Source organism: Alloyangia mangrovi (genome assembly GCF_002300555.2).
Taxonomy (GTDB): Bacteria; Pseudomonadota; Alphaproteobacteria; order Rhodobacterales; family Rhodobacteraceae; genus Salipiger; species Salipiger mangrovi.
The window spans coordinates 1-21,436 of the sequence record NZ_NTHN02000010.1; the positions used below are offsets into that span (position 1 = coordinate 1).

17 protein-coding genes and 1 pseudogene are annotated in these 21,436 nt (G+C 66.7%); 12 read left to right on the plus strand and 6 right to left on the minus strand.

Annotation, left to right across the window (positions count from 1 at the left end):
• The 4 genes and pseudogenes from CLG85_RS07400 to CLG85_RS07415 all read left to right on the plus strand — a co-directional run.
• Positions 1-776 (plus strand): DNA-processing protein DprA (locus tag CLG85_RS07400; protein WP_260348653.1); only part of this gene is annotated, 776 nt, incomplete at its 5' end.
• A 154-nt stretch (positions 777-930) separates the two neighbouring features.
• Positions 931-3,625 (plus strand): annotated as a pseudogene (topA, locus tag CLG85_RS07405) (type I DNA topoisomerase).
• 282 nt (positions 3,626-3,907) lie between these two features.
• Entirely contained in the window at positions 3,908-4,612 is a 705-nt protein-coding gene (locus CLG85_RS07410; RefSeq protein ID WP_095882942.1) for a CoA transferase subunit A, read from the plus strand.
• The gene (locus CLG85_RS07415; protein WP_095882941.1) at positions 4,612-5,238 is read left to right on the plus strand and encodes a CoA transferase subunit B; all 627 of its coding nucleotides are present in this window, start codon (positions 4,612-4,614) and stop codon (positions 5,236-5,238) included. The genes CLG85_RS07410 and CLG85_RS07415 overlap by 1 nt, the downstream gene beginning before the upstream one ends.
• Before the next feature lie 193 nt (positions 5,239-5,431).
• Here CLG85_RS07415 and CLG85_RS07420 read toward each other — a convergent pair whose 3' ends face one another.
• Both CLG85_RS07420 and CLG85_RS07425 read right to left on the minus strand, forming a co-directional pair.
• Positions 5,432-5,884 carry a phasin family protein gene (locus CLG85_RS07420; RefSeq protein ID WP_095882940.1) on the minus strand — a complete coding sequence of 151 codons (453 nt, stop codon included), beginning with the start codon at positions 5,882-5,884 and terminating at the stop codon, positions 5,432-5,434.
• Between the two features lie 144 nt (positions 5,885-6,028).
• Positions 6,029-7,825 carry a PHA/PHB synthase family protein gene (locus tag CLG85_RS07425; RefSeq protein WP_095882939.1) on the minus strand — a complete coding sequence of 599 codons (1,797 nt, stop codon included), beginning with the start codon at positions 7,823-7,825 and terminating at the stop codon, positions 6,029-6,031.
• Between the two features lie 161 nt (positions 7,826-7,986).
• Between CLG85_RS07425 and phaZ the strand changes: the two genes are divergently transcribed.
• Positions 7,987-9,252, plus strand: a complete 1,266-nt coding sequence (phaZ, locus tag CLG85_RS07430; protein WP_095882943.1) for a polyhydroxyalkanoate depolymerase — start codon at positions 7,987-7,989, stop codon at positions 9,250-9,252.
• Positions 9,253-9,368: 116 nt separating this feature from the next.
• On the opposite strand, the gene CLG85_RS07435 is transcribed toward phaZ, so the two are convergent.
• The 3 genes from CLG85_RS07435 to CLG85_RS07445 all read right to left on the minus strand — a co-directional run bounded on the left by CLG85_RS07435 (position 9,369) and on the right by CLG85_RS07445 (position 11,515).
• The gene (locus tag CLG85_RS07435; RefSeq protein WP_260348654.1) at positions 9,369-9,908 is read right to left on the minus strand and encodes an adenine phosphoribosyltransferase; all 540 of its coding nucleotides are present in this window, start codon (positions 9,906-9,908) and stop codon (positions 9,369-9,371) included.
• 37 nt (positions 9,909-9,945) lie between these two features.
• Positions 9,946-10,569: a LysE family translocator gene (locus CLG85_RS07440; RefSeq protein ID WP_260348655.1), complete on the minus strand. Its 624-nt coding sequence runs from the start codon at positions 10,567-10,569 to the stop codon at positions 9,946-9,948.
• Between the two features lie 73 nt (positions 10,570-10,642).
• Positions 10,643-11,515, minus strand: coding sequence for an S-methyl-5'-thioadenosine phosphorylase (locus CLG85_RS07445; RefSeq protein ID WP_260348656.1), 873 nt, complete (start codon positions 11,513-11,515; stop codon positions 10,643-10,645).
• A 203-nt stretch (positions 11,516-11,718) separates the two neighbouring features.
• Between CLG85_RS07445 and CLG85_RS07450 the strand changes: the two genes are divergently transcribed.
• On the plus strand, positions 11,719-13,338 hold the full coding sequence (locus CLG85_RS07450) for a SulP family inorganic anion transporter (RefSeq protein ID WP_260348657.1): 1,620 nt from the start codon (positions 11,719-11,721) through the stop codon (positions 13,336-13,338).
• Between the two features lie 418 nt (positions 13,339-13,756).
• Here CLG85_RS07450 and CLG85_RS07455 read toward each other — a convergent pair whose 3' ends face one another.
• Complete coding sequence (locus CLG85_RS07455) at positions 13,757-14,461, minus strand: GntR family transcriptional regulator (RefSeq protein WP_095882805.1); 705 nt, start codon at positions 14,459-14,461, stop codon at positions 13,757-13,759.
• A gap of 149 nt (positions 14,462-14,610) precedes the next feature.
• On the opposite strand from CLG85_RS07455, the gene CLG85_RS07460 reads away from it, so the two are divergent.
• From CLG85_RS07460 to CLG85_RS07485, 6 genes are all read left to right on the plus strand, one after another.
• Complete coding sequence (locus CLG85_RS07460) at positions 14,611-15,381, plus strand: class II aldolase/adducin family protein (RefSeq protein WP_095882804.1); 771 nt, start codon at positions 14,611-14,613, stop codon at positions 15,379-15,381.
• Positions 15,382-15,457: 76 nt separating this feature from the next.
• Positions 15,458-17,005 (plus strand): ABC transporter substrate-binding protein, encoded by a 1,548-nt coding sequence (locus CLG85_RS07465; protein WP_095882803.1) that lies wholly within the window; start codon positions 15,458-15,460, stop codon positions 17,003-17,005.
• Positions 17,006-17,103: 98 nt separating this feature from the next.
• Positions 17,104-18,081: an ABC transporter permease gene (locus tag CLG85_RS07470; RefSeq protein ID WP_095882802.1), complete on the plus strand. Its 978-nt coding sequence runs from the start codon at positions 17,104-17,106 to the stop codon at positions 18,079-18,081.
• A gap of 14 nt (positions 18,082-18,095) precedes the next feature.
• Positions 18,096-18,929 carry an ABC transporter permease gene (locus tag CLG85_RS07475; RefSeq protein ID WP_095882801.1) on the plus strand — a complete coding sequence of 278 codons (834 nt, stop codon included), beginning with the start codon at positions 18,096-18,098 and terminating at the stop codon, positions 18,927-18,929.
• Positions 18,926-20,536 (plus strand): ABC transporter ATP-binding protein, encoded by a 1,611-nt coding sequence (locus CLG85_RS07480; RefSeq protein ID WP_260348658.1) that lies wholly within the window; start codon positions 18,926-18,928, stop codon positions 20,534-20,536. Before CLG85_RS07475 ends, CLG85_RS07480 begins: the two co-directional genes overlap by 4 nt.
• Positions 20,533-21,426, plus strand: coding sequence for a 2-hydroxyacid dehydrogenase (locus CLG85_RS07485; protein ID WP_095882799.1), 894 nt, complete (start codon positions 20,533-20,535; stop codon positions 21,424-21,426). The genes CLG85_RS07480 and CLG85_RS07485 overlap by 4 nt, the downstream gene beginning before the upstream one ends.
• Positions 21,427-21,436: the final 10 nt, after the last annotated feature.

Consider the following 21,436-nt stretch of genomic DNA (forward strand, 5'->3'; position numbering starts at 1 on the left):
CTGGCCGACCGGCTGATCCAGCTCACCGGCACCGTCGCCGAACGCGACATGCAGGGCTGGTGGTCTCCGGCCTGGCGCGCGGCATCGACGCCGAGGCGCACCGCGCGGCGCTCGAGGGCGGCGCAGCGGAAGGCGATTCAGGCGGCACGGGCGGCGGCACGGCGGCCGTCATGGCCGGTGGGGTCGATGTGGTCTACCCCAGGGAAAACGCGCGGCTTGCCGCCGAGATCCGGGCGCGCGGCCTGCTGCTGTCCGAGCAGCCCATGGGGGTGCAGCCGCAGGCCCGGCATTTTCCCACCCGCAATCGCATCGTATCGGGCATGGCCCGGGGCGTCGTGGTGGTCGAGGCGGCGGTGAAATCCGGCTCGCTGATCACCGCCCGCTGCGCCCTCGACCAGGGGCGAGAGGTCCTGGCGGTGCCGGGCCATCCGCTCGACGGGCGTGCCGGAGGCTGCAACCTGCTCTTGCGGGACGGCGCCCAACTGGTGCGCCACGCCGAGGATGTGATCGAGGCGCTGGCCCGGCCCGAGCCGCCCGACCTCGCGGAGGTGATCGAGGCGATCCCGCCACCACCACCCGAGCGTCGCAGCCGGGCCGAGACGCTGGCGCTGCACCAGCGGATCCTCGACCGGCTTGGACCGGTGCCGGTGCCCGAGGACCAGGTGATCCGCGATCTTGGCGGCGCAGTGGGGCAGATCGCCCCGGCGCTCACCGATCTGGAGCTCGAGGGCCGGCTCGAACGCCGCCCCGGCGGGCTGCTCAGCCGCCCATCCTGAGCCCGGAAACCACGCCAAATCGCGGCAATCTGTCTGTGTTGCAAGGGTCCCGCGAGCGGGCCACATTGACATTTCCCCCTTGCGTCCCACATGTTGCGCCGCCATAGCGGCAGGCAAGCCGTTTTGAGCACAGCGTTGCAATGAGGTCTTATTGATGCCCGTCGTCGTCGTCGAATCCCCGGCCAAAGCCAAGACAATCAACAAGTATCTGGGATCCGACTACACGGTGCTCGCCTCTTATGGCCACGTGCGCGACCTGCCGGCCAAGGACGGATCGGTCGATACCGAGCACGACTTCGACATGACCTGGGAGATCGGCAACGACTCGCGCAAGCACGTCTCCGCCATCGCCGAGGCGCTTAAAAAACGACAATGCGCTCATTCTCGCGACTGACCCCGATCGCGAGGGCGAGGCCATTTCCTGGCACCTGAAGGAGGCGCTCACCAAGCGCCGCTCGATCAAGAAGGACACGGCAGTGAGCCGGGTGACCTTCAACGCGATCACCAAGGCCGCCGTCACCGAGGCGATGAAGAACCCGCGCGAGATCGACGCGCCGCTGGTCGAGGCCTATCTGGCCCGCCGCGCGCTCGACTATCTCGTCGGCTTCAACCTCTCGCCGGTGCTCTGGCGCAAGCTGCCGGGCGCGCGCTCGGCGGGGCGGGTACAGTCGGTCTGCCTGCGGCTCATCGTCGAGCGCGAGATGGAGATCGAGGCCTTCAACCCTCGCGAATACTGGCAGGTGAAGGCGCTGCTGACGACGCCGCGCGGCCAGGAGTACGAGGCGCGGCTGACCACGCTTGCCGGCAAGAAGCTTGACCGCTACGACCTCGAGAACGCCACGCAGGCCGAGATGGCGGTGCAGGCGGTGGCCAAGCGCGCGCTGAAGATCCTGTCGGTCGAGGCGCGGCCCAGCACCCGCAACCCCTCGGCGCCCTTCATGACCTCGACCCTGCAGCAGGAGGCGAGCCGCAAGTTCGGCATGGGGGCGCGGGCCTGCATGAACGCGGCGCAGCGGCTCTACGAGGCGGGGCACATCACCTACATGCGGACCGACGGCATCGACATGGCGCCCGAGGCGGTCACCGCCTGCCGCGACGCCATCGCCGACCGTTTTGGCAAGGACTACGTGCCGGGCAGCCCGCGCATCTACAAGAACAAGGCCAAGAACGCGCAAGAAGCGCACGAGTGCATCCGCCCGACCGACATGACCAAGGATGCCTCGGAGCTGAAGCTGCGCGAGGATGATCAGCGCAAGCTCTACGACCTGATCTGGAAGCGCACGCTGGCTTGCCAGATGGAGGCGGCGCGGCTCGAGCGCACCACGGTCGAGATCGGCTCGGATGACCAGCAGGTCGGCCTGCGCGCCACCGGCCAGGTGATCGTCTTTGACGGCTTCCTGAAGATCTACGAAGAGGGCCGCGACGATGTCGCGGATGACGACGACAAGCGCCTGCCGCAGATCATGCAGGGCGAGAACGCCGCCTTCGCCAAGTCCGGCCTCAAGGCGCAGCACGAGAAGGCCGCCGAGCGCGCCACCTCTGCTTCGGGCGTCTCGTCGATCCTGTCTGACAACAGCGCCGTTCTGGGGACCCAGAGCTTCACCCAGCCGCCGCCGCGCTACACCGAGGCGACGTTGGTCAAGCGCATGGAAGAGCTCGGCATCGGGCGTCCCTCGACCTATGCGTCGGTGATCACCACCATCCAGGATCGCGAGTACGTCAAGAAAGAGCAGAACCGCCTGATCCCCGAGGACAAGGGCCGGATCGTCACGATCTTCCTGCTCAACTTCTTCCGCAAGTACGTGGGCTACGAATTCACCGCCGAGCTGGAGAACGAGCTCGACGAGGTTTCGGCCGGAGAGATGGACTGGAAGGCGCTGCTGGGCAAGTTCTGGCGCGACTTCTCGGCGGCGATCTCGGAAACTTCCGAGCTGCGCATCTCCGAAGTGCTCGACGTGCTCGATGACGCGCTGGCGCCGCAGCTCTACCCGCCGCGCGAGGATGGCTCCGATCCGCGCATCTGCCCCAAGTGCGGCAGCGGCCAGTTGCACCTGAAGACCTCGCGCACCGGCGGCTTCGTCGGTTGCGGCAACTACCCCGAGTGCACCTACACCCGCCCGATCGCGGGCGAGGGGGCCGAGGGCGACGAGCGGCTTCTCGGCGAGGACCAGGGCGACGAGATCTGGCTCAAAGCCGGGCGCTTCGGCCCCTACGTGCAGCGCGGCGAGCCTACGCCCGAGAACAAGAAGCCGCCGCGGGCCTCGCTGCCGCGCGGCTGGTCGAAGGACGATCTGACGCTGGAGAAGGCGCTGGTGCTTCTGTCGCTGCCGCGGCAGATCGGCGAGCACCCCGAGGGCGGGGCGGTCTCGGCCAACTTCGGGCGCTTCGGCCCCTATATCATGCACCAGCTCCCGGATGACGCGAAGCCGACCTATGTGAACCTCAAGGACCCGGCAGATGTCTTCGAGATCGGCATGAACCGCGCGGTCGAGATGCTGGCCGAAAAGCGGGCGAACCCCGGCGGGCGCGGCCGCGCCGCGGCCAAGGCCCTGAAGGAGCTGGGCGATCACCCGGAAGGCGGCAAGATCGCCATCTTCGACGGGCGCTACGGGCCTTACGTGAAATGGGAGAAGGTGAACGCCACCCTGCCCAAGGACACCGATCCCGAGAGCGTCACCATGGAGCAGGCGCTCGAGTGGATCGCCGAGAAGGCCGCGAAGTCCGGCAAGAAGAAGGCCGCGCCGAAGAAGGCGGCGGCCAAGAAGACGACCGCGAAGACGACCGCCAAGAAGGCCCCGGCGAAGAAGGCCCCGGCCAAGAAGAGCGCGGCCAAGTCGGGCGACGACTGAGCCCGTCCTGCTGTGGACCGGCGGATCGGCCCGCGCCCCTGGTGGCGCGGGCCGTCGCATGTCAGGCGTTGCGCGCCTGCGCCTCCGGCGGGGATATTTTCACCTAGAAGAAAAGGGCTTGCCCTTGCCCGGCAATCTCGGGAATGCTGCGCCGCAGCGCCACTTTGCTGCGCATGCGAAGGTGACTTGGCGCGAACCCCGCAATCCGCGGGGGAGGCTTCGTTGACTCTGCGGGTCCCGCGGGTGACAAGTCTCGCAGACTCTTTCTTTCGGGAGGACGGAATGAAGAAAGTTTACGGCTCCGCCGCCGAGGCGCTGGACGGGCTGCTCTTCGACGGGATGACCATCGCGGCGGGCGGCTTCGGCCTCTGCGGCATCCCCGAGCTGCTGATCGACGCCATGGTCGAGAGCGGCGTCAAGGATCTGACCATCGCGTCGAACAACTGCGGCGTCGATGGCTTCGGCCTTGGTAAGCTGCTCGACACCAAGCAGATCAAGAAGATGATGAGCTCCTACGTGGGTGAGAACGCCGAGTTCATGCGCCAGTACCTGTCGGGCGAGCTCGAGCTCGAGTTCAACCCGCAGGGCACGCTCGCCGAGCGCATGCGCGCCGGTGGCGCCGGCATCCCCGGCTTCTACACCAAGACCGGCGTCGGCACCGTCGTGGCCGAGGGCAAGGAAGTGAAAAACTTCCGCGGCGAGGATTACATCCTCGAAGAGGGCATCTTTGCCGACCTGTCGATCGTCAAGGCGTGGAAGGCCGATACCACCGGCAACTGCGTGTTCCGCAAGACGGCGCGCAACTTCAACCCGCCGGCGGCCATGTGCGGCAAGATCTGCGTCATGGAAGTGGAGGAGATCGTGCAGCCGGGCGAGCTCGACCCGGATCACATCCACCTGCCTGGCATCTTCGTGCATCGCATCATCCAGGGCGAGCACGAGAAGCGGATCGAACAGCGCACCGTGCGCAAGCGGGAGGAAGCCTGATGCCCTGGGATCGCAACCAGATGGCCGCGCGCGCGGCCGAGGAACTCGAAGACGGCATGTACGTGAACCTCGGGATCGGCATCCCGACGCTTGTCGCCAACTACGTCGGCGACAAGGAGATCACGCTGCAGTCCGAGAACGGCATGCTGGGCATGGGTCCCTTCCCCTACGAGGGCGAAGAGGATCCCGACCTCATCAACGCCGGCAAGCAGACCATCACAGAGCTGCCCAAGACCTCCTACTTCGACAGCTCGATGTCCTTTGCGATGATCCGAGGCGGCAAGATCGCGGCGGCCATCCTCGGCGCGATGGAAGTGGCCGAGAACGGGGATCTCGCGAACTGGATGATCCCGGGCAAGCTGGTCAAGGGCATGGGCGGCGCCATGGACCTCGTGGCGGGCGTCGGCCGCGTCATCGTCGTCATGGACCACACCAACAAGCACGGCGAGAGCAAGGTGCTGAAGGAATGCACCCTGCCGCTGACCGGCAAGGGCGTGGTCGACCGGATCATCACCAACCTCGGTGTTCTGGATGTGGTCGAGGGCGGTCTGAAGATCGTCGAGACCGCCGAGGGCGTGACCGAGGACGAGCTGCGCGCCGCGACCGAGGCGACCATCGTCGGCTGAGCTGCGTCCCCAGTGCCAGATCGGAACGCGGTCCCTCCGGGGGCCGCGTTTTTTTTGTCCCTGCGTCCCCTGAGCCCGGCAAAGAAAAAGGGCGGGCTCTGAAGAGCCCGCCCCACGCATTGCGCCGGAAACATGGGAGGAGAGGAAAGGCGCAACAGCTGCTCGCCCCGGGGAGTACGGAGCGAAACCGGTCTTACTTCGCGGCGGCCGCGGTGGTCTTCTTGGCGGCTGCCGTCATCTCGTCGGTGGCCTTCTTGACCGCCGCGGAGGCATCCTCGGTGAAGTCCTTGCCAGCGGCCATCATCAGTTCGACGGTGTCCATCTGCACCTTCTTCGCGATCTCGGCGAAGGCGGCCATGTTCTCGGCAGCGACCTCGGCCTGCGCGGAGGCGAAGTCGGTCATCGCCTTGGCATAGTCGGCAGGCTCTTTCTTGACCTTGGACATGTCAGAGAGCTTCGCCAGCGTTTCCTTGGTCCACTTGGCGGAGATCTCGGTGGACTTTTCAGCCGCTTCGAGCGCAACCGCCGAGAGTTTCTCGTTCAGCGTTGCAGAAGTCTTGAAGGCTTCGTCCATGGCCTTGGTGTCCACGGGGAACGCGCCCATCATGTCCTTCATCATGGCGGTGAAGTCTTGAGTCTTAGCCATCCTTAAATTCCCGTATTCAGCCTGGCGGGCCCACCCCGCGCTTTGTCTATCGGCTGACTACAATATGAATGCTGCAGTGCAGCATTTCAAGGATTTTCGCCGCATTGCAGCGAAAATCGTGCAAGACCCTGAATTGACGCTAGGTTACGCTGCCTTCACCCGTACGTATTCGCCGGGCGCGGGGCAGAGCGCGGGATGAACCGAATCGCCGGGGGAACGGGCAGGGACCAGCTTGCCCGAGCGTTTGCGCAGCCAGGCCTCCCAGACCGGCCACCACGACTGCTTGTCATGGAAGGCCGCGCTGGCCTGCCAGTCCTCGGCAGAGAGCTTGAGGTCGGGGTTCAGGTAATAGCCGTACTTGTTCTTGCTCGGCGGGTTCACGATGCCGGCGATATGGCCCGACTCCGACAGCACGAAGGTCTTCGAGCGCGAGCCCATCTTCTGCACGCCGCGGTAGCAGTCCTTCCAGGCGGCGATGTGGTCGCCCTCTGCGGCGATCGACATCAGCGGCACGTCCACGTCGGCGATGTCGAGCTTGTGGCCCAGCATCTCGAACTCCCCGCGCGAGAAGAGGTTCTGCTGGCAGAGCCCGCGCAGGTACTGGATCGTCATCTTGCCCGGCAGGTTCGCCCCGTCGCCGTTCCAGTAGAGCAAGTCGAAGGCCGGGGGCGTCTCGCCCATCATGTAGCTGCGGATGGCAGGGGTGTAGATCAGGTCGGTCGAGCGCAGGAACGAGAAGGTGCGCGACATGATGAAGCTCTTCAGGATGCCGCTGGCATTGATCTCGGCCTCGATCCCGTCGACGAAATCGTCCTGCAGGAAGGGCGTGAACTCTCCCTGGTCGGAAAAATCAGTGAGCGTGGTGAAGAAGGTCGCCGATTTCACCGAACTGTCGCCGCGCTGCTTGAGCAGAGAGAGAGTCAGACCGAGCGTGGTGCCGGCGATGCAGTATCCGACGGCATTGACCTGTTCGGTGCTGCAAATCTCGCGCACCTGCTGGATCGCGGTCAGGTAGCCGTCCTCGACATACTCCTCGAGGCCGACGTCGCTATAGCTCTCGTCGGCATTCACCCAGCTCACCACGAAGAGCGTGTAGCCCTGATCGACGATGTACTTGATCAGGCTGTTCTGCGGCTTGAGATCGAGGATGTAGTACTTGTTGATCCACGGCGGGAAGAGCACGATCGGCGTCTCGCGCACCTTCTCGGTGGTGGGCTTGTACTGGATCAGTTCCATCATGCGGTTGCGGTAGACCACCTCGCCCTCGGCGGTGGCGATGTTCTCGCCGAGCTTGAAGGCGTTCTCGTCGGCGAGACGCACCACCAGCTCGCCGTTGTTGGCCTCGAGGTCGGCGACGAGGTTCTCCATCCCCTTCACCAGGCTCTCGCCTTCGGTTTCCAGTGCCTTCTGCAGCGCGTCGGGGTTGGTGGCGAAGAAGTTGGTCGGCGCCATCATGTCGACGATCTGCCGGGCGAAGTAGCGCAGGCGCTTCTTTTCCTTGGGGTCGAGCTCCTCGATCTCGTCGACCGAGCGGTGGATCGCCTCGGCGCTGATCAGGTATTGCTGCTTGATGAAATTGAAATAGGGGTGGCTGTCCCAGAGCGGGTTGGAAAAGCGCTTGTCCCGGGGGCCGGTGTCCTGCGGCGGGGTGAGCTGCCCGCCGGCAAGCGCGGTCTGCGCCTCGAGGTAGTGGGTCAGCGCCTTGCCCCAATAGGACACCTGCTGCTCGAACACCTTGGCGGGGTTGTTCATCCAGGCCTGCCAATAGGCGTGTGCGGCCTTCCCGTAGAGAAGGGGGTCAGGGCCATTTAATGCAGGATTGATCGGCTTTCGTCGCGAAATTGCTTCCATAAGACGTTGAGAAAGGGCTTCGATCTTCTCAATGTTTGCTTCGAGTCGTGCGCGGTCAGACGTGACGTCCGTGCCCGGAGTAGTTGTCATAAGGTCGAATCCCCCCTACTTTCGGCATGTTGCAGAATAACGGCGGCAGAGCGGGGGGCAAAGCGGCGAATTGGTCCGGGGCCCGGATCGGCGGCGGGTGCGTGACGGGAGGCACGCAGGCGCCGGACGCTGTGAGCGACCGCATCTTTGGAGACACGCGCATGCGTCAAATGGCGACCTACGATCTGATGGAGACCTTCCGGAACACCAACCAGTGGCTCGGGGCCACCGCGCGGACCATGGCCTCCTATCCGGCCTTTGCGGCAATCCCCAACCCGATGATCGGCTGGATGGCCGCCTGGGGCGAGGTGACCGAGCGCACCTTCGAGCGCATGGTGGTCAAACCCGACTGGGGCATCCGCACCGTGACCTGCACCGACGGCCGCGACCACGTGGTCGAACCGACCACCGTGGTCGAGAAGGCCTTTGGCGACCTGGTGCATTTCCAGGTGGTCGGCCGCCCGACCAAGGAGCGCAAGGTGCTGCTGGTCGCGCCCATGTCCGGCCATTACGCGACGCTGCTGCGCTCGACCGCCGTCTCGCTGCTGCCCGATTGCGAACTCTACGTCACCGACTGGAAGAACGCTCGCGACATCCCGGTCTCGGAAGGCAAGTTCGACATCGAGGACTACACCCTCTACCTGATGGACTTCATGCGCGCGCTGGGGCCGGACACCAACGTGATCGCGGTCTGCCAGCCGGCGCCTCTGACGCTGGCCGCCACCGCCTATCTCGCCGAGCTCGAGCCCGCCGCGCAGCCGCGCACCATGACCCTCATCGGCGGGCCGATCGACCCCAATGCCACGCCCACTGATGTCACCGACTTCGGCCACCGGGTGACCATGGGACAGCTCGAAGAGACGATGATCCAGCGCGTCGGCTACAAATATGCCGGTGTCGGGCGGGCGGTGTACCCGGGCCTTCTGCAGCTGGCCTCCTTCATGTCGATGAATGCCGAGCGCCATTCCAAGGCCTTCTCCGAGCAGATCCTCCGTGTCACCCGCGGCGAGGCCTCGGATTACGACGCGCACAACCGCTTCTACGACGAATATCTCGCGGTCATGGACATGACGGCCGAGTTCTACCTTTCGACCGTCGAGCGGATCTTCAAGAACGGCGAGATCGCCTCGAACAATTTCGTTGTGAACGGTCACAAGGTCGACATCGGCAAGATCACCGACGTGGCGGTGATGACCGTCGAGGGGGCCAATGACGACATCTCGGCCCCGGGCCAATGCGTCGCGGCGCTCGGTCTCTGCACCGGCCTGCCGGACAGCAAGAAGGGCCAGCACCTCGAGCCGGGCGCGGGCCATTACGGCATCTTCGCCGGGCGCAGCTGGCGCAGCAATATCCGGCCGCTGGTGCTCGATTTCATCGACCGCAATTCGACCGCCCCGCGCAAGGCGGCCAACAGCAACGCGGCCTGAGCGACAGGGGAAAGGGGGCGCTGCCCCCCTCTTGGCCTGACGGCCAACTCACGCCCCGGCGCATTTGCAAAGAGAAGAAACGCGGCGGGCCGGGAGGCGCCGCCGTTGTTTTTGGGTCAGAGGCCGTCGTAAGCGCAGAGCGCATGCAACTTGACGCCGAGCGCCTCGAGCCGCTTGCGCCCGCCGAGATCGGGCAGGTCGACAATGAAGGCGGCGCCGACCACGGTGCCGCCGAGCCGCTCAACCAGCGCCACCGCCGCCTCGGCGGTGCCACCCGTGGCGATGAGATCATCCACCAGCAGCACGTGGTCTCCGGGGGTGATCGCCTGTTCCGACAGCTCCACCGTTGCCTCGCCGTATTCCAGCGCGTAGCTCTGCGCGATCACCGGCGGCGGCAGCTTGCCCTGCTTGCGCAGCGCCGCGAAGCCCGCCGAGAGCTGGTGCGCCACCGCGCCGCCGAGCAGGAACCCTCGCGCCTCGGGGCCGATCACCTTGTCGATCTTCTGGCCGGTGAAGGGCAGGGTCAGCTGGTCCACCGCCAGCCGGAAGCCCTGCGGATCGGCGCAGAGCGGCGTCACGTCGCGAAAGAGAATGCCGGCGTGCGGATAGTCGGGGATCGTGCGGATGTAATCGGGAATGGTCTTGGGGGGCTTCATCGGAAGGATCCTGTGAACGTCGCCGCGCGCGGCAGGGTCAGGCGGCGCGGCGCAGCGTGGCGGTGAGGGCGCCCATGGCGATCAGCGCCAGGCCGCCGGCACGGGTGAGCCAGGCGAGCACCGAGGGGCGGCCGATCAGCCGGCGCAGCCGGTCGGCGGCCAGCGCATAGGCCAGCACGTTGAGCGCCGCAAGGGTGACGAAGGTTGCCACCAGCAGCGCGAACTGCGGCAGGAGCGGCGCAGAGGCGTCGACGAACTGCGGCACGAAGGCGATGAAGAAGGCGATGCTCTTGGGGTTGAGCGCGGTCACCGCCGCGGCATGGCCGAAGACGCCGCGGGCACTGACCTCGCCGCGGGGCACCGCCAGCCCGGCGCCGGGTGCCGAGCGCAGCAGCTTCGCCCCCATCCAGACCAGGTAGAGCGCGCCGATCCACTTCAGCATGGTGAAGGCGGTGGCCGAGGCCAGCACCAGCGCACCGAGGCCCGCGAGCGACAGGCTCATCGCGGTGAAATCGCCGAGCGCCACGCCCGCTGCCGAGGCCAGCGCCACCGAGCGGCCCTTGGAAAGCGCGTAGGAGAGCACCAGCAGCACCGTCGGGCCGGGAATCAGCAGCAGCGCGACGGAGGCGGCGACGAAGGTCAGCCAGAGATCGAGGGGCATGTCGGGGTCCTGTCCTGTTCGGCGGGCAGTCTGGCGCGGCGGCGCGCGCGGGGCAATGGCGGAGTGCGGGTCCTCAGAGCAGCCGGCCAGCCACGGCATCCAGCCTTGCCAGCACCTCGGGATCGCGCGCGGCGGGGGCGGTGATGAGCGCATGGTCGAGCGCCCGGTCGCAGCCGTGCGGGCAGGGCGCGCGCGTCGCCCCGAGCAGCGCCGGCAGCCGCGAGACCAGCGCCCGGGCCTTCTCGGAGTTGCTCTGCAGCACCTTGAGAATGTCCGAGACCTCGACCGCGCCGTGCGCTTCGTGCCAGCAGTCGTAATCGGTGACCATGGCGATGGAGGCGTAGCAGAGCTCGGCCTCGCGGGCGAGCTTCGCCTCGGGCATGTTGGTCATGCCGATGACGTCGGCGCCCCAGCTCTCGCGGTACAGGCGCGATTCCGCGAGCGTCGAGAACTGCGGGCCCTCCATGGCGAGGTAGGTGCCGCCGTCGTGCACGGTGATCCCCGCGTCGCGCGCGGCGGCAAGGGCATGGGCGCCGAGCCTCGGGCAAGTGGGATGGGCGAGCGAGACATGCGCCACGCAGCCGGTGCCGAAGAAGCTCTTGTCGCGTGCGAAGGTGCGGTCGATGAATTGGTCGACGATGACGAAATCCCCCGGCGCCATCTCCTCGCGGAAGGACCCGCAGGCAGAGACCGAGATCACGTCTGTCACCCCGAGCCGCTTCAACGCGTCGATATTGGCGCGATAGGGCACATTCGAGGGCGACAGCCTGTGGCCGCGCCCGTGGCGGGGCAGGAAGGCCATCTTCACCCCGCCGAGCGTGCCGGTCAGGATCTGGTCCGAGGGATCGCCCCAGGGCGTCGTCACCGTGACCCACTCGCGTCCCTCCAGCGTGTCGAGGTCGTAGACCCCCGACCCGCCGATCACCCCGATCATCGTCTTTGCCATGCGCGGTCTCCTTTTGGGCGCAGCCTGCCCCGGGGCGGCGGCGAAGGAAAGGGCCGGCCTCTGCCGGGACGCAGCGCATCCGGATGCCGCTTCTGCATCACTTCCGGCGGATCCGCTGAAATCCGGCGCCGCCGGGTAGCGCTCGCGGCCTGCGTGCCTTATGGGCAAGGGCGCGCGCAAACCGACCGATTGGATAGCTCCCCATGGCCAAAGCCCTCCTGGCGCGATACGCCAGCCGTATTCAGAAACCCGACCTGAGCCTCTCGCCCACGGCGCGGCTCACCCCCGCCCAGATCCGCACCGACATCCTGTCCGGCCTGACCGTGGCGCTGGCGCTGGTGCCCGAGGCCGTGGCCTTCGCCTTCGTTGCGGGGGTGCACCCGCTGGTCGGGCTCTATGCCGCCTTCCTCGTCGGGCTGATCACCGCGCTGATCGGCGGCCGTCCGGGGATGATCTCGGGCGCCACCGGCGCGCTCGCCGTGGTGATGGTGGCGCTGGTTGCGGACCATGGCGTCGAGTACCTCTTTGCCACGGTGGTGTTGATGGGCCTGCTGCAGATCTTCGCCGGGGTCATGCACTGGGGCAAGTTCATCCGGCTGGTGCCGCACCCGGTGATGCTGGGCTTCGTCAACGGGCTGGCGATCGTGATCTTCATGGCGCAGCTCACGCAGTTCAAGGTCCCCGGTACGGCGGTGCCCGGCGTCTCGGCGGGCGAGTGGCTCTCGGGCCTGCAGCTGTGGATGATGCTGGCGCTGGTGGCGCTGACCATGGCGATCATCTGGCTGCTGCCGAAGGTGACCAAGGTGATCCCGGCGCCGCTGGCGGGCATCGCGGTGACCGCCGCCATCGTCATCGCCTTCGGGCTCGACGTGCCGCGGGTCGGCGACATGGCCTCGATCGAGGGCAGCTTCCCGCCGTTCCATCTGCCCATGGTGCCGTTCAACCTCGAGACCCTGCAGATCATCCTGCCCTACGCGGTGATCCTTGCCGCCATCGGCCTGATCGAGAGCCTGCTGACGCTCAACCTCGTCGGCGAGATGACCGGCCAGCGCGGCGGCGCCAGCCAGGAGTGCATCGCCCAGGGCACGGCCAATGTCGTCACCGGCTTCTTCGGCGGCATGGGCGGCTGCGCGATGATCGGCCAGTCGATGATCAACGTGAAATCCGGCGGGCGCACCCGGATCGCCGGCATTGTCGCGGCGCTCTTCCTGCTGTCCTTCATCCTCTTCGCCTCGCCGCTGATCGAGCTCATCCCGCTCGCCGCGCTGGTCGGGGTGATGTTCATGGTGGTGATCGGCACCTTCGCCTGGAACAGCCTGCGCATCCTCGCCAAGGTGCCGCTGATGGATGCCTTCGTCATCGTGCTGGTGACGGTGGTGACGGTTTTCGAGGATCTGGCTGTGGCGGTGGTCGTCGGCGTGATCGTCTCGGCGCTGGCCTATGCCTGGAACAATGCGCGCCGCATCCATGCCAAGAGCTACACCACCCCCGAGGGCGCCCGCGTCTACCAGATCCAGGGCCCGCTCTTCTTCGGCTCGACCGACGGCTTCGCCGAGCTCTTCGACATCGAAGGAGACCCGAAGTCGGTGATTGTCGATTTCGCCGACAGCCGGGTGGTCGACCAGTCGGCGCTGCAGGCGATCGAGGCGCTGGCGGCGAAATACGAGGCCGCGGGCAAGCGGCTGCAGCTGCGCCACCTGTCGCGCGACTGCCACCGGCTGCTGACCAAGGCCGGGCACCTGATGATCGACAGCGATGACGATCCCGATTACGCGCTGGCGGCGGACTACCATGTTCGCACGGGGATCCTCGGCGGGCATTGAGCCGCAACAGCCAGGTCTGAAGAAGGGCGCCGCGAGGGATCGCGGCGCCCTTCCTGTGTCGAACGCGGCAGGGGGCTCTGCCCCCGAGGCGCTGCGCGCCTCTCCCCCGGGATATTTGTGCCTAGAAGAAAGGCAGGCGCGCCGCGCTTTCTTCTAGGCACAAATATTCCCGCCGGAGGCAGGCTTGAGCGTGTCTCAGGCGAGACTTGCCGCGCAAATGGGCTCGGTGGAGCCGATCGCCGCGCTCCGCCTGAACGGCTGCTTTCGGGGACAGAACTCAGCGGAGCCACGTCCGCTTCACTGTGCGAAGCCGGCATCGAGGGTGTTCAAGACGATGGGGGGCGAGCAATGTCAGCCCAAGCGCGCCGGCTTTTTCTGGCGTCAGGCCCTCGGGGGGGGGGCGGGGCCGGAAGGGCGCTCAGCGCTCCGCGGTCCCGGCCTCGACGTCGCGGAACTGCCGCGTCACCAGCTCCTGTGCGACGCCGATGTGATAGCGGATGGCTTCGCGCGTCGCCACCTCGTCGCCATGGCGCAGAGCGTTGACGATTGGCTCGTGGGTTTCGGCGATCTTGTGCGGATCGTCGTAGAGCCGTCCGATCACCATGATCGAGAATTCGGTTTCGGCGGCAATCTGTTCGAAGACATGAAGGAACTTGGGGTTGCCGCTGCCGGAGCAGAGCAGGCGATGGAACTCCATGTCCGCCTCGACCTGGGTCAGCATGTCGGCGCCGGCAGCGGCAACTTCGTGCAGCACGTCGATCTGCGCAGCGAGCCGGTCGATGGTGTCCGTCAGCCCGTGTCGCAGCACCCGCTGCGCGGCGGCGATCTCGATCACCATGCGCAGCTCGTAAAGATCGTTCAGCGCCTCGGCCGAGGTCTCACGCACGAAGAAGCCGCGATTGGCGTGGTAGGTCACCAGCCCGGAGTTCTCGAGCAGCCGCGCCGCCTCGCGCACCGGAGCGCGGCTGACGCCCAGTTCGCGCGCGACAACCGATTCCGAGAGCCGCGCCCCGGGGGCGAGCTGGCCGGTGACGATGGCCTTGCTGAGCAGCGTTGCGACGCGCTGCACGAGCCCCTCGCGGTCAAGAGGTTGAAAGCCGGTATGTTGTGGAGGTCTCGCCATGCCGTCATGCGCCTGAATTTGCCCCAGCGTAGATGTTGTTTTGGCGATTGTCGACAATTCCCTTGACCGAGGCAGGGGGGCTTCCCTTACGATGGGGAAGAATGTGCACGGTGCTCGCCCCCGGGGCGAGCCTACCAGAGGAGAGCCGAATGCCAGATGGCGCGCCGACTTCCACGGTCCAGACCCTCCGCCGCGACCTTGCCGCCGCCTATCGGCTGATCGCCCTCGAGGGAATGGATGACGGAATCTACACCCATATCTCGGCGCGCCTGCCGGACGGCGCGGAAGGCGAAAAGCGTTTCCTGCTGAATCCCTTTGGCCTGCGGTTCGACGAGGTTACGGCGGCGAACCTCGTGACGGTGGACGAGACCGGCGCGGTGATCGACGATCCCCATGGGGCGGGGGTGAATGCCGCGGGATTCACCATCCACTCTGCCGTGCACATGGCCCGGCATGACGCCCTATGCGTGCTGCACACCCACACCGTCGCGGGTGTCGCCGTGTCGTCGGTGAAGGAGGGGCTGCTCAGCCTCAACCAATGGTCGGCGCAATTCCACGGGCGTGTCGCCTACCACGCCTACGAGGGCATCGCGCTCGATCTTGCCGAGCGGGAGCGCATCGTTGCCGATCTCGGTGAAAGGCAGGTCATGCTGCTGCGCAACCACGGCACGCTGCTGCTGGGCCGCTCGGTTTCCGAGGCGGTGAAGCTGGCGCTCAACCTCGAGCGATCCTGCAAGGCGCAGGTGGCCGCGCTCGGTATGGGGCTGACGGCCGACGTGTTGCCGGAGGAGGTCGCCGAGCACACCGCGCGCCAGTACCAGCATGCCTATGACTCGGTTGAGCTTCGCGGCAAACCCGACCCCGAATGGGCCGCGCACCTGCGCCGGCTCGAAGCTCAAGCCCCTGACTACAGGGGCTGAGCCACTGCCTGCCCCGGTCAGTTTCCGGGGCCTGACTTTCGAAGAAAAGCAGTCAAACAGAACCAACAGGAACCCCATGAACACACTCAGAGCGACCACCTTCCTGATCGCCGCCACCTTCGCTGCGCCGCTCGCCGCGCAGCAGTCCGGCGGCCGCCTCGACATCGTCGTGCAGCCCGAGCCACCGGGGCTGATGATGGGCCTCGTGCAGAACGGGCCGACGCAGCTGGTGGCGGGCGACATCTACGAGAGCCTGCTGCGCTACAATTCCGACCTCGAGCCGCAGCCGAGCCTGGCCGAGAGCTGGGAGATATCGGACGACGGGCTGACCTACACTTTCCACCTGCATGACGGCGTCAAATGGCACGACGGCGAGCCTTTCACCGCCGATGACGTGGTCTTCTCGGCCGATGTCTTCCTGCGCGAGACCCACGCCCGCCTGCGCGCCTCGCTGGCCTATGTCGAGAGCATCACCGCGCCCGACGACACCACCGTGGTGTTCCAACTGAAGGAGCCCTTCGGCCCGTTCATCAACGCCTTTGAGGCGGGCACCATGCCGATTGTCCCCAAGCACATCTACGAGGGCACCGACTACGCCACCAACGAGATGAACGCGACGCCGATCGGCACCGGCCCGTTCAAGTTCGACGAGTGGGTAAAGGGCAGCTACATCCACCTGGTGAAGAACGAGGATTATTACCTCGAGGGCAAGCCCTACCTCGACGAGGTCTTCTACCGCGTGATCCCCGATGCAGCGGCCCGTGCCGTCGCCTTCGAAACCGGCGAGGTCGACGTACTGCCCGGCGGCTCCGTCGAGAACTGGGACGTGCCGCGGTTGACCGCGATGGAGGGCGTCTGCTCGACCGGCGCGGGCTGGGAGTTCTTCGCGCCGCTGTCGTGGATGTGGATGAACAACCGCGAGGGGCCGACCTCGGACGTGCGCTTCCGCCAGGCGGTGATGTACGCCATGGATCGGAACTTCGTGAAGGACGTGGTGTGGAACGGCTTCGGCAAGGTCGCCACCGGCCCCGTCGCCTCCTCGACCAACTTCTACAGCGACGACGTCACCCAGTACGACTACAACCCCGACAAGGCCAAGGAACTTCTGGCCGAGATGGGCTACGGCGGAGAGGCCGTACGCATCCTGCCGCTGCCTTACGGCGAGACCTGGCAACGCTGGGCCGAGGCGGTGCGGCAGAACCTGTCGGAGGTCGGCATCAATGCCGAGATCGACAGCACCGACGTCGCGGGCTGGAACGAGAAGACCTCACAGTGGGACTACGACCTCGCCTTCACCTACCTCTACCAGTACGGCGATCCGGCGCTCGGCGTGTCGCGCAACTACGTGGCGAGCCAGATCAGCAAGGGCAGCCCCTGGAACAACGTCGAGGGCTACGAAAATCCTGAACTCGACGAGAAATGGGCCGCCGCTGCGGGCATGGTGAACGCCGAGGACCGTGCCGCCGCCTACGCCGAGATCCAGAAGGAGATCGTCGATGATGTGCCGGTGGCCTGGCTTCAGGAACTGGAGTTCCCGACCATCTACCGCTGCAACGTCAAGGATCTGGTGACCACCGCCATCGGCGTGAACGATGGTCCGCGCGACGCCTGGGTCGAAGAGTAACCTGAAGCACGGGGCGGGCCGGTTCCGGTCCGCCCCTCAGCCGTCCTCCGGCGGGGGACAGGAACCAACGGGACGACCGGCGTGTCGAACGGGGGCCAATGAGCATAGTCACAGTCATCCTGTCGCGGGCCTTCAAGGCCTTCGTGACGCTTCTGGCCATCGCGGTCCTGAACTTCTGCCTGCTGCACGCTGCGCCGGGCGATCCGGCGGTGGTGTTGGCGGGCGAGGCCGGAGCCGCGGACGAGCAGATGATCGAACAGCTGCGCGAGCGCTTCGGTCTCGATCAGCCGTTCTACGTGCAGCTCGGCAAATACGTCGGCAGCGTGCTGACGCTCGATCTGGGCTATTCCTTCCGGCAGGGCGCTCCCGTCGCGCAGCTCATCGCCGAGCGGCTCCCGGCGACGCTGCTGCTGACGCTGACCGCCTTCGTGATCTCGCTGGTGCTGGGCATCGCCTTCGGTGTCGCTGCCTCGGCGCGGGTGGGCAAAGCCTCGGACAGCCTGCTGACCACGCTGGCGCTGCTCTTCTACGCGACACCGCTCTACTGGGCGGCGCTGATGGCGGTGCTGGTCTTCTCGGTCTGGCTCGGCTGGCTGCCCGGATTCGGCTACGAGACGGTGGGGGCGGGCTATACCGGTCTTGCCCGGGCCTTCGACATCGCCAAGCACCTCGTGCTGCCGGCGCTGACGCTCGGCCTCTTCTTCATGGCGGTCTACATGCGGATGACCCGCGCCTCGATGCTCGAGGTCAGCCAGCTCGATTTCGTCAAGACCGCCAAGGCCAAGGGCCTCTCGGGCCCGGCCATCCGCCGCCGCCACATCCTGCGCAACGCGATCCTGCCGGTGGTGACATTGGCGGGCCTGCAGGCGGGGCAGCTGGTGGGCGGCGCGGTGCTGACCGAGACCGTCTTTGCCTGGCCCGGCATCGGACGGCTGATGTTCGAAAGCCTCGCGGCGCGCGACTACAACACCATCCTCGGCGTCTTCCTGGTTTCGGCGGCGATGGTGATCCTCTTCAACATCGTGACCGACATCGTCTACCGGCTGGTCGATCCGCGCATCGGCGCAAAGGCATGAGGAGGGTCTGAGTCATGTGGAAACGCTTCTCTTCCAACATCGGGGCGATGATCGGCGTGGTGCTGCTGCTGGCGGTCATCGGGATCGCGCTCTTCGCGCCGCTGATCTTTGCGCACACGCCCTGGCAGATGGTGCAGCGGCCGTTTCTGACGCCCTTCAGCATGGACGGTCTGCCGCTCGGCACCGACACGCTGGGCCGCGACGTTGCCTCGCAGCTGGCCTATGGCGCGCGCGTATCGCTGCTGGTTGGCCTTGTCTCGACGCTGGTCGCGCTGCTGATCGGCGTGCCGCTGGGGGCGCTCGCGGGCTTCTATGGCAACTGGGTGGACGAGGGCGCGATGCGCTTCACCGAGTTCTTCCAGACCATTCCCAACTTCGCGCTGGCCATCGTGCTGGTTGCCATCTTCGAGCCGACGCTGGCTTCGATCACCATCGCCATCGCCATCGTCTCCTGGCCGCCGGTGGCGCGCCTGGTGCGGGCCGAGGTCATGTCGGTGCGCAAGCGCGAGTTCGTCGATGCCGCGCGCCTCGCCGGCCTGTCGCGGCCGCGCATCCTGCTGACGCAGGTGCTGCCCAATACCGTCTCGCCGATCATCGTCATGGCCTCGCTGATGGTGGCCACCGCGATCCTGCTGGAAAGCTCGCTGTCGTTCCTCGGCCTCGGCGATCCCAACGCGATGAGCTGGGGCTACATGATCGGGGCTGCGCGCACGGTGATCCGCAGCGCCTGGTGGCTCAGTTTCTTCCCCGGCATCGCCATCGTCATCACGGTGCTGGCGCTGAACCTCATCGGCGAGGGGCTGAACGACGCCCTCAACCCCCACCTGAGCCGGAGGGGCAAGGCATGAGCGCGCTTTCGATCGAACACCTCAGCATCGGGCTGCCGCAGGGCGCCGACCGAGCCTTCGCGGTCGAGGACATCTCCTTTGCCATCGAGAAGGGCGAGATCCTCTGCGTCGTGGGCGAGAGCGGCTCGGGCAAGTCGATGACCGCCAACGCGCTGATGGGGCTGCTGCCGCCGGGCGTGACGGTGAAATCGGGGCGCGCCTTGTTCGAGGCGCGCGACATCCTGCGCCTGCCGGAGGCCGAGAAGCAGGCGCTGCGCGGCGCGCGCATCGCGATGATCTTCCAGGAGCCGATGACCGCGCTCAACCCGCTGATGCGCATCGGCGAGCAGATCGCCGAGGTCTTTGCCGCGCATGACCGCTTTTCCCAACAAGAGCGGCGCGAGAAGGCGCTGAACCTGATCCGCGAGGTCGGGCTGCCGGATCCCGAGAAGATCATCCGCGCCTATCCGTTCCAGCTCTCGGGCGGGCAGCGGCAGCGGGCGATGATCGCCATGGCGCTGGCGCTCGAGCCGAAGCTGCTGATCGCCGACGAGCCGACCACCGCGCTCGACGTGACCACGCAGGCGCAAATCCTGAAGCTGATCCTGGATTTGCGCGACAAGCGCGGCATGGCGGTGATGTTCATCACCCATGACTTCGGCGTGGTGGCCGAGATCGCCGATCAGGTGATCGTCATGCGCGAGGGCAGCGTGGTCGAGCGCGGAAGCGCTGCGTCGGTGCTGACCGACCCACAACACGACTACACCCGCCGCCTTCTGGATGCGATCCCCACCGGCAAGCTGCCGCCCGCCCGTGCGCCGCGCGAGGTGCCGGCGCTGGAGATCAAGGGGCTGCGCAAAGTCTATCGCACCGGTGGCGGCATGTTCCGCCCGGTGCGTGAGGTGCGCGCGGTGGATGACGTCTCGCTCACCGTCGGGCGCGGCGAGGTGCTGGGGCTCGTGGGCGAGTCCGGTTCGGGCAAGTCGACGCTGGGCCGCACCGCGGTGCGGCTGGTGACGCCGGACGGCGGGCAGGTGCTGGTCGGCGGCACCGATCTGGCGGCGCTGTCGGAGGAGGAGCTGCGCAAACAGCGCCACAAGGTGCAGATGGTGTTTCAGGACCCCTATGCCTCGCTCAACCCGCGCCAGCGGATCATGGGAGCACTTACAGACGGGCCGATCACCAAGGGCGTGCCCAAGGCGCAGGCGCAGGCCCGCGCGCGCGAACTTCTGGACATCGTTGGCCTCGGCGCCGAGGCGGCCAGCCGCTTCCCGCATGAATTCTCGGGCGGCCAGCGCCAGCGCATCGGCATCGCCCGCGCGCTCGCCATGGATCCCGAGCTGATCATCTGCGACGAGGCGGTCTCGGCGCTGGACGTGTCGATCCAGGCGCAGGTGCTGGACCTTCTGCGCGATCTGCGCGAGCGTTTCGACTTGTCGATCCTCTTCATCACCCACGACCTGCGGGTGGCGGCGCAGCTCTGCGACAGGATCGCCGTGATGCAGAAGGGCAGGCTGGTGGAGATCGGAACCGTGCACGACATATTCCTGAGGCCCCAACAGGACTACACGCGGCAACTTCTGGCCGCCGTTCCGGGCGCAGACTGGGCGAAGGCAGGCGCCGCATGAGGGGCGTCATCACGACGACCGGCGGCGTCGAACTCTGGCCGCACTTCAGCGGGGTCTTCGCCGAGGATGCGCCCGAGCTCACCGTCATGCAGAGGCAGGATGTTCACGATCCGGCGCAGGTGGATTTCGTCTTCACCTTCATCCCGCCCGACGATCTCTTCGAGGGCATGACCGGGCTCAAGGCGATCTTCTCGGCAGGGGCTGGGACCGACGCGATCATGGCCTGTCCGTCGCGCCCCGCGCATGTGCCGGTCTACCGTGTCGAGGACGCCGACCAGGCGCTGCAAATGGCGGGTTTTGCAGCCTTCCACGTGCTCTGGCATCACCGCGACATGGGCCGCTACGTCGCCCAGCAGGCCAGCGGGGAGTGGGCGCGTAGGGTCATCGGGCTCTCGCCGGCCTACCGCCGCGTGGGGGTTCTGGGGTTCGGCCACATGGGTCGCGCCATTGCCAAGGGATTGATCGGGCTCGGGTATCCGGTGGCGGGCTATTCGCGCCGCGCCCCCGACCCGGCGGAGCCGGGTGTGGAGCATTTCCACGGGGACGGGCTCGATGCCTTCCTCGCCCGAACCGACATCCTGGTGAACGTGCTGCCCCTCACCGAGGCCACACGCGGGCTGATCGACGCGGGCTTCCTGTCGAAGCTGCCGCAGGGCGCGGCGCTGGTGCAGATGGGGCGCGGCGGGCAGGTCGTGGAGGACGACCTGATTGCCCAGCTCGACAGCGGGCACCTCTCGGGGGCCTCGATGGACGTCTTCGAAACCGAGCCTCTGCCGCAGGGTCACCCGCTTTGGACGCACCCTAAGGTGCTCGTCACCCCGCATGTCGCCAGCATCCCCGAACGCCGCTTCGTCGTGCGGGCGATCCGCGAACGACTGTCCTCTCTCTGATTCCGGACCC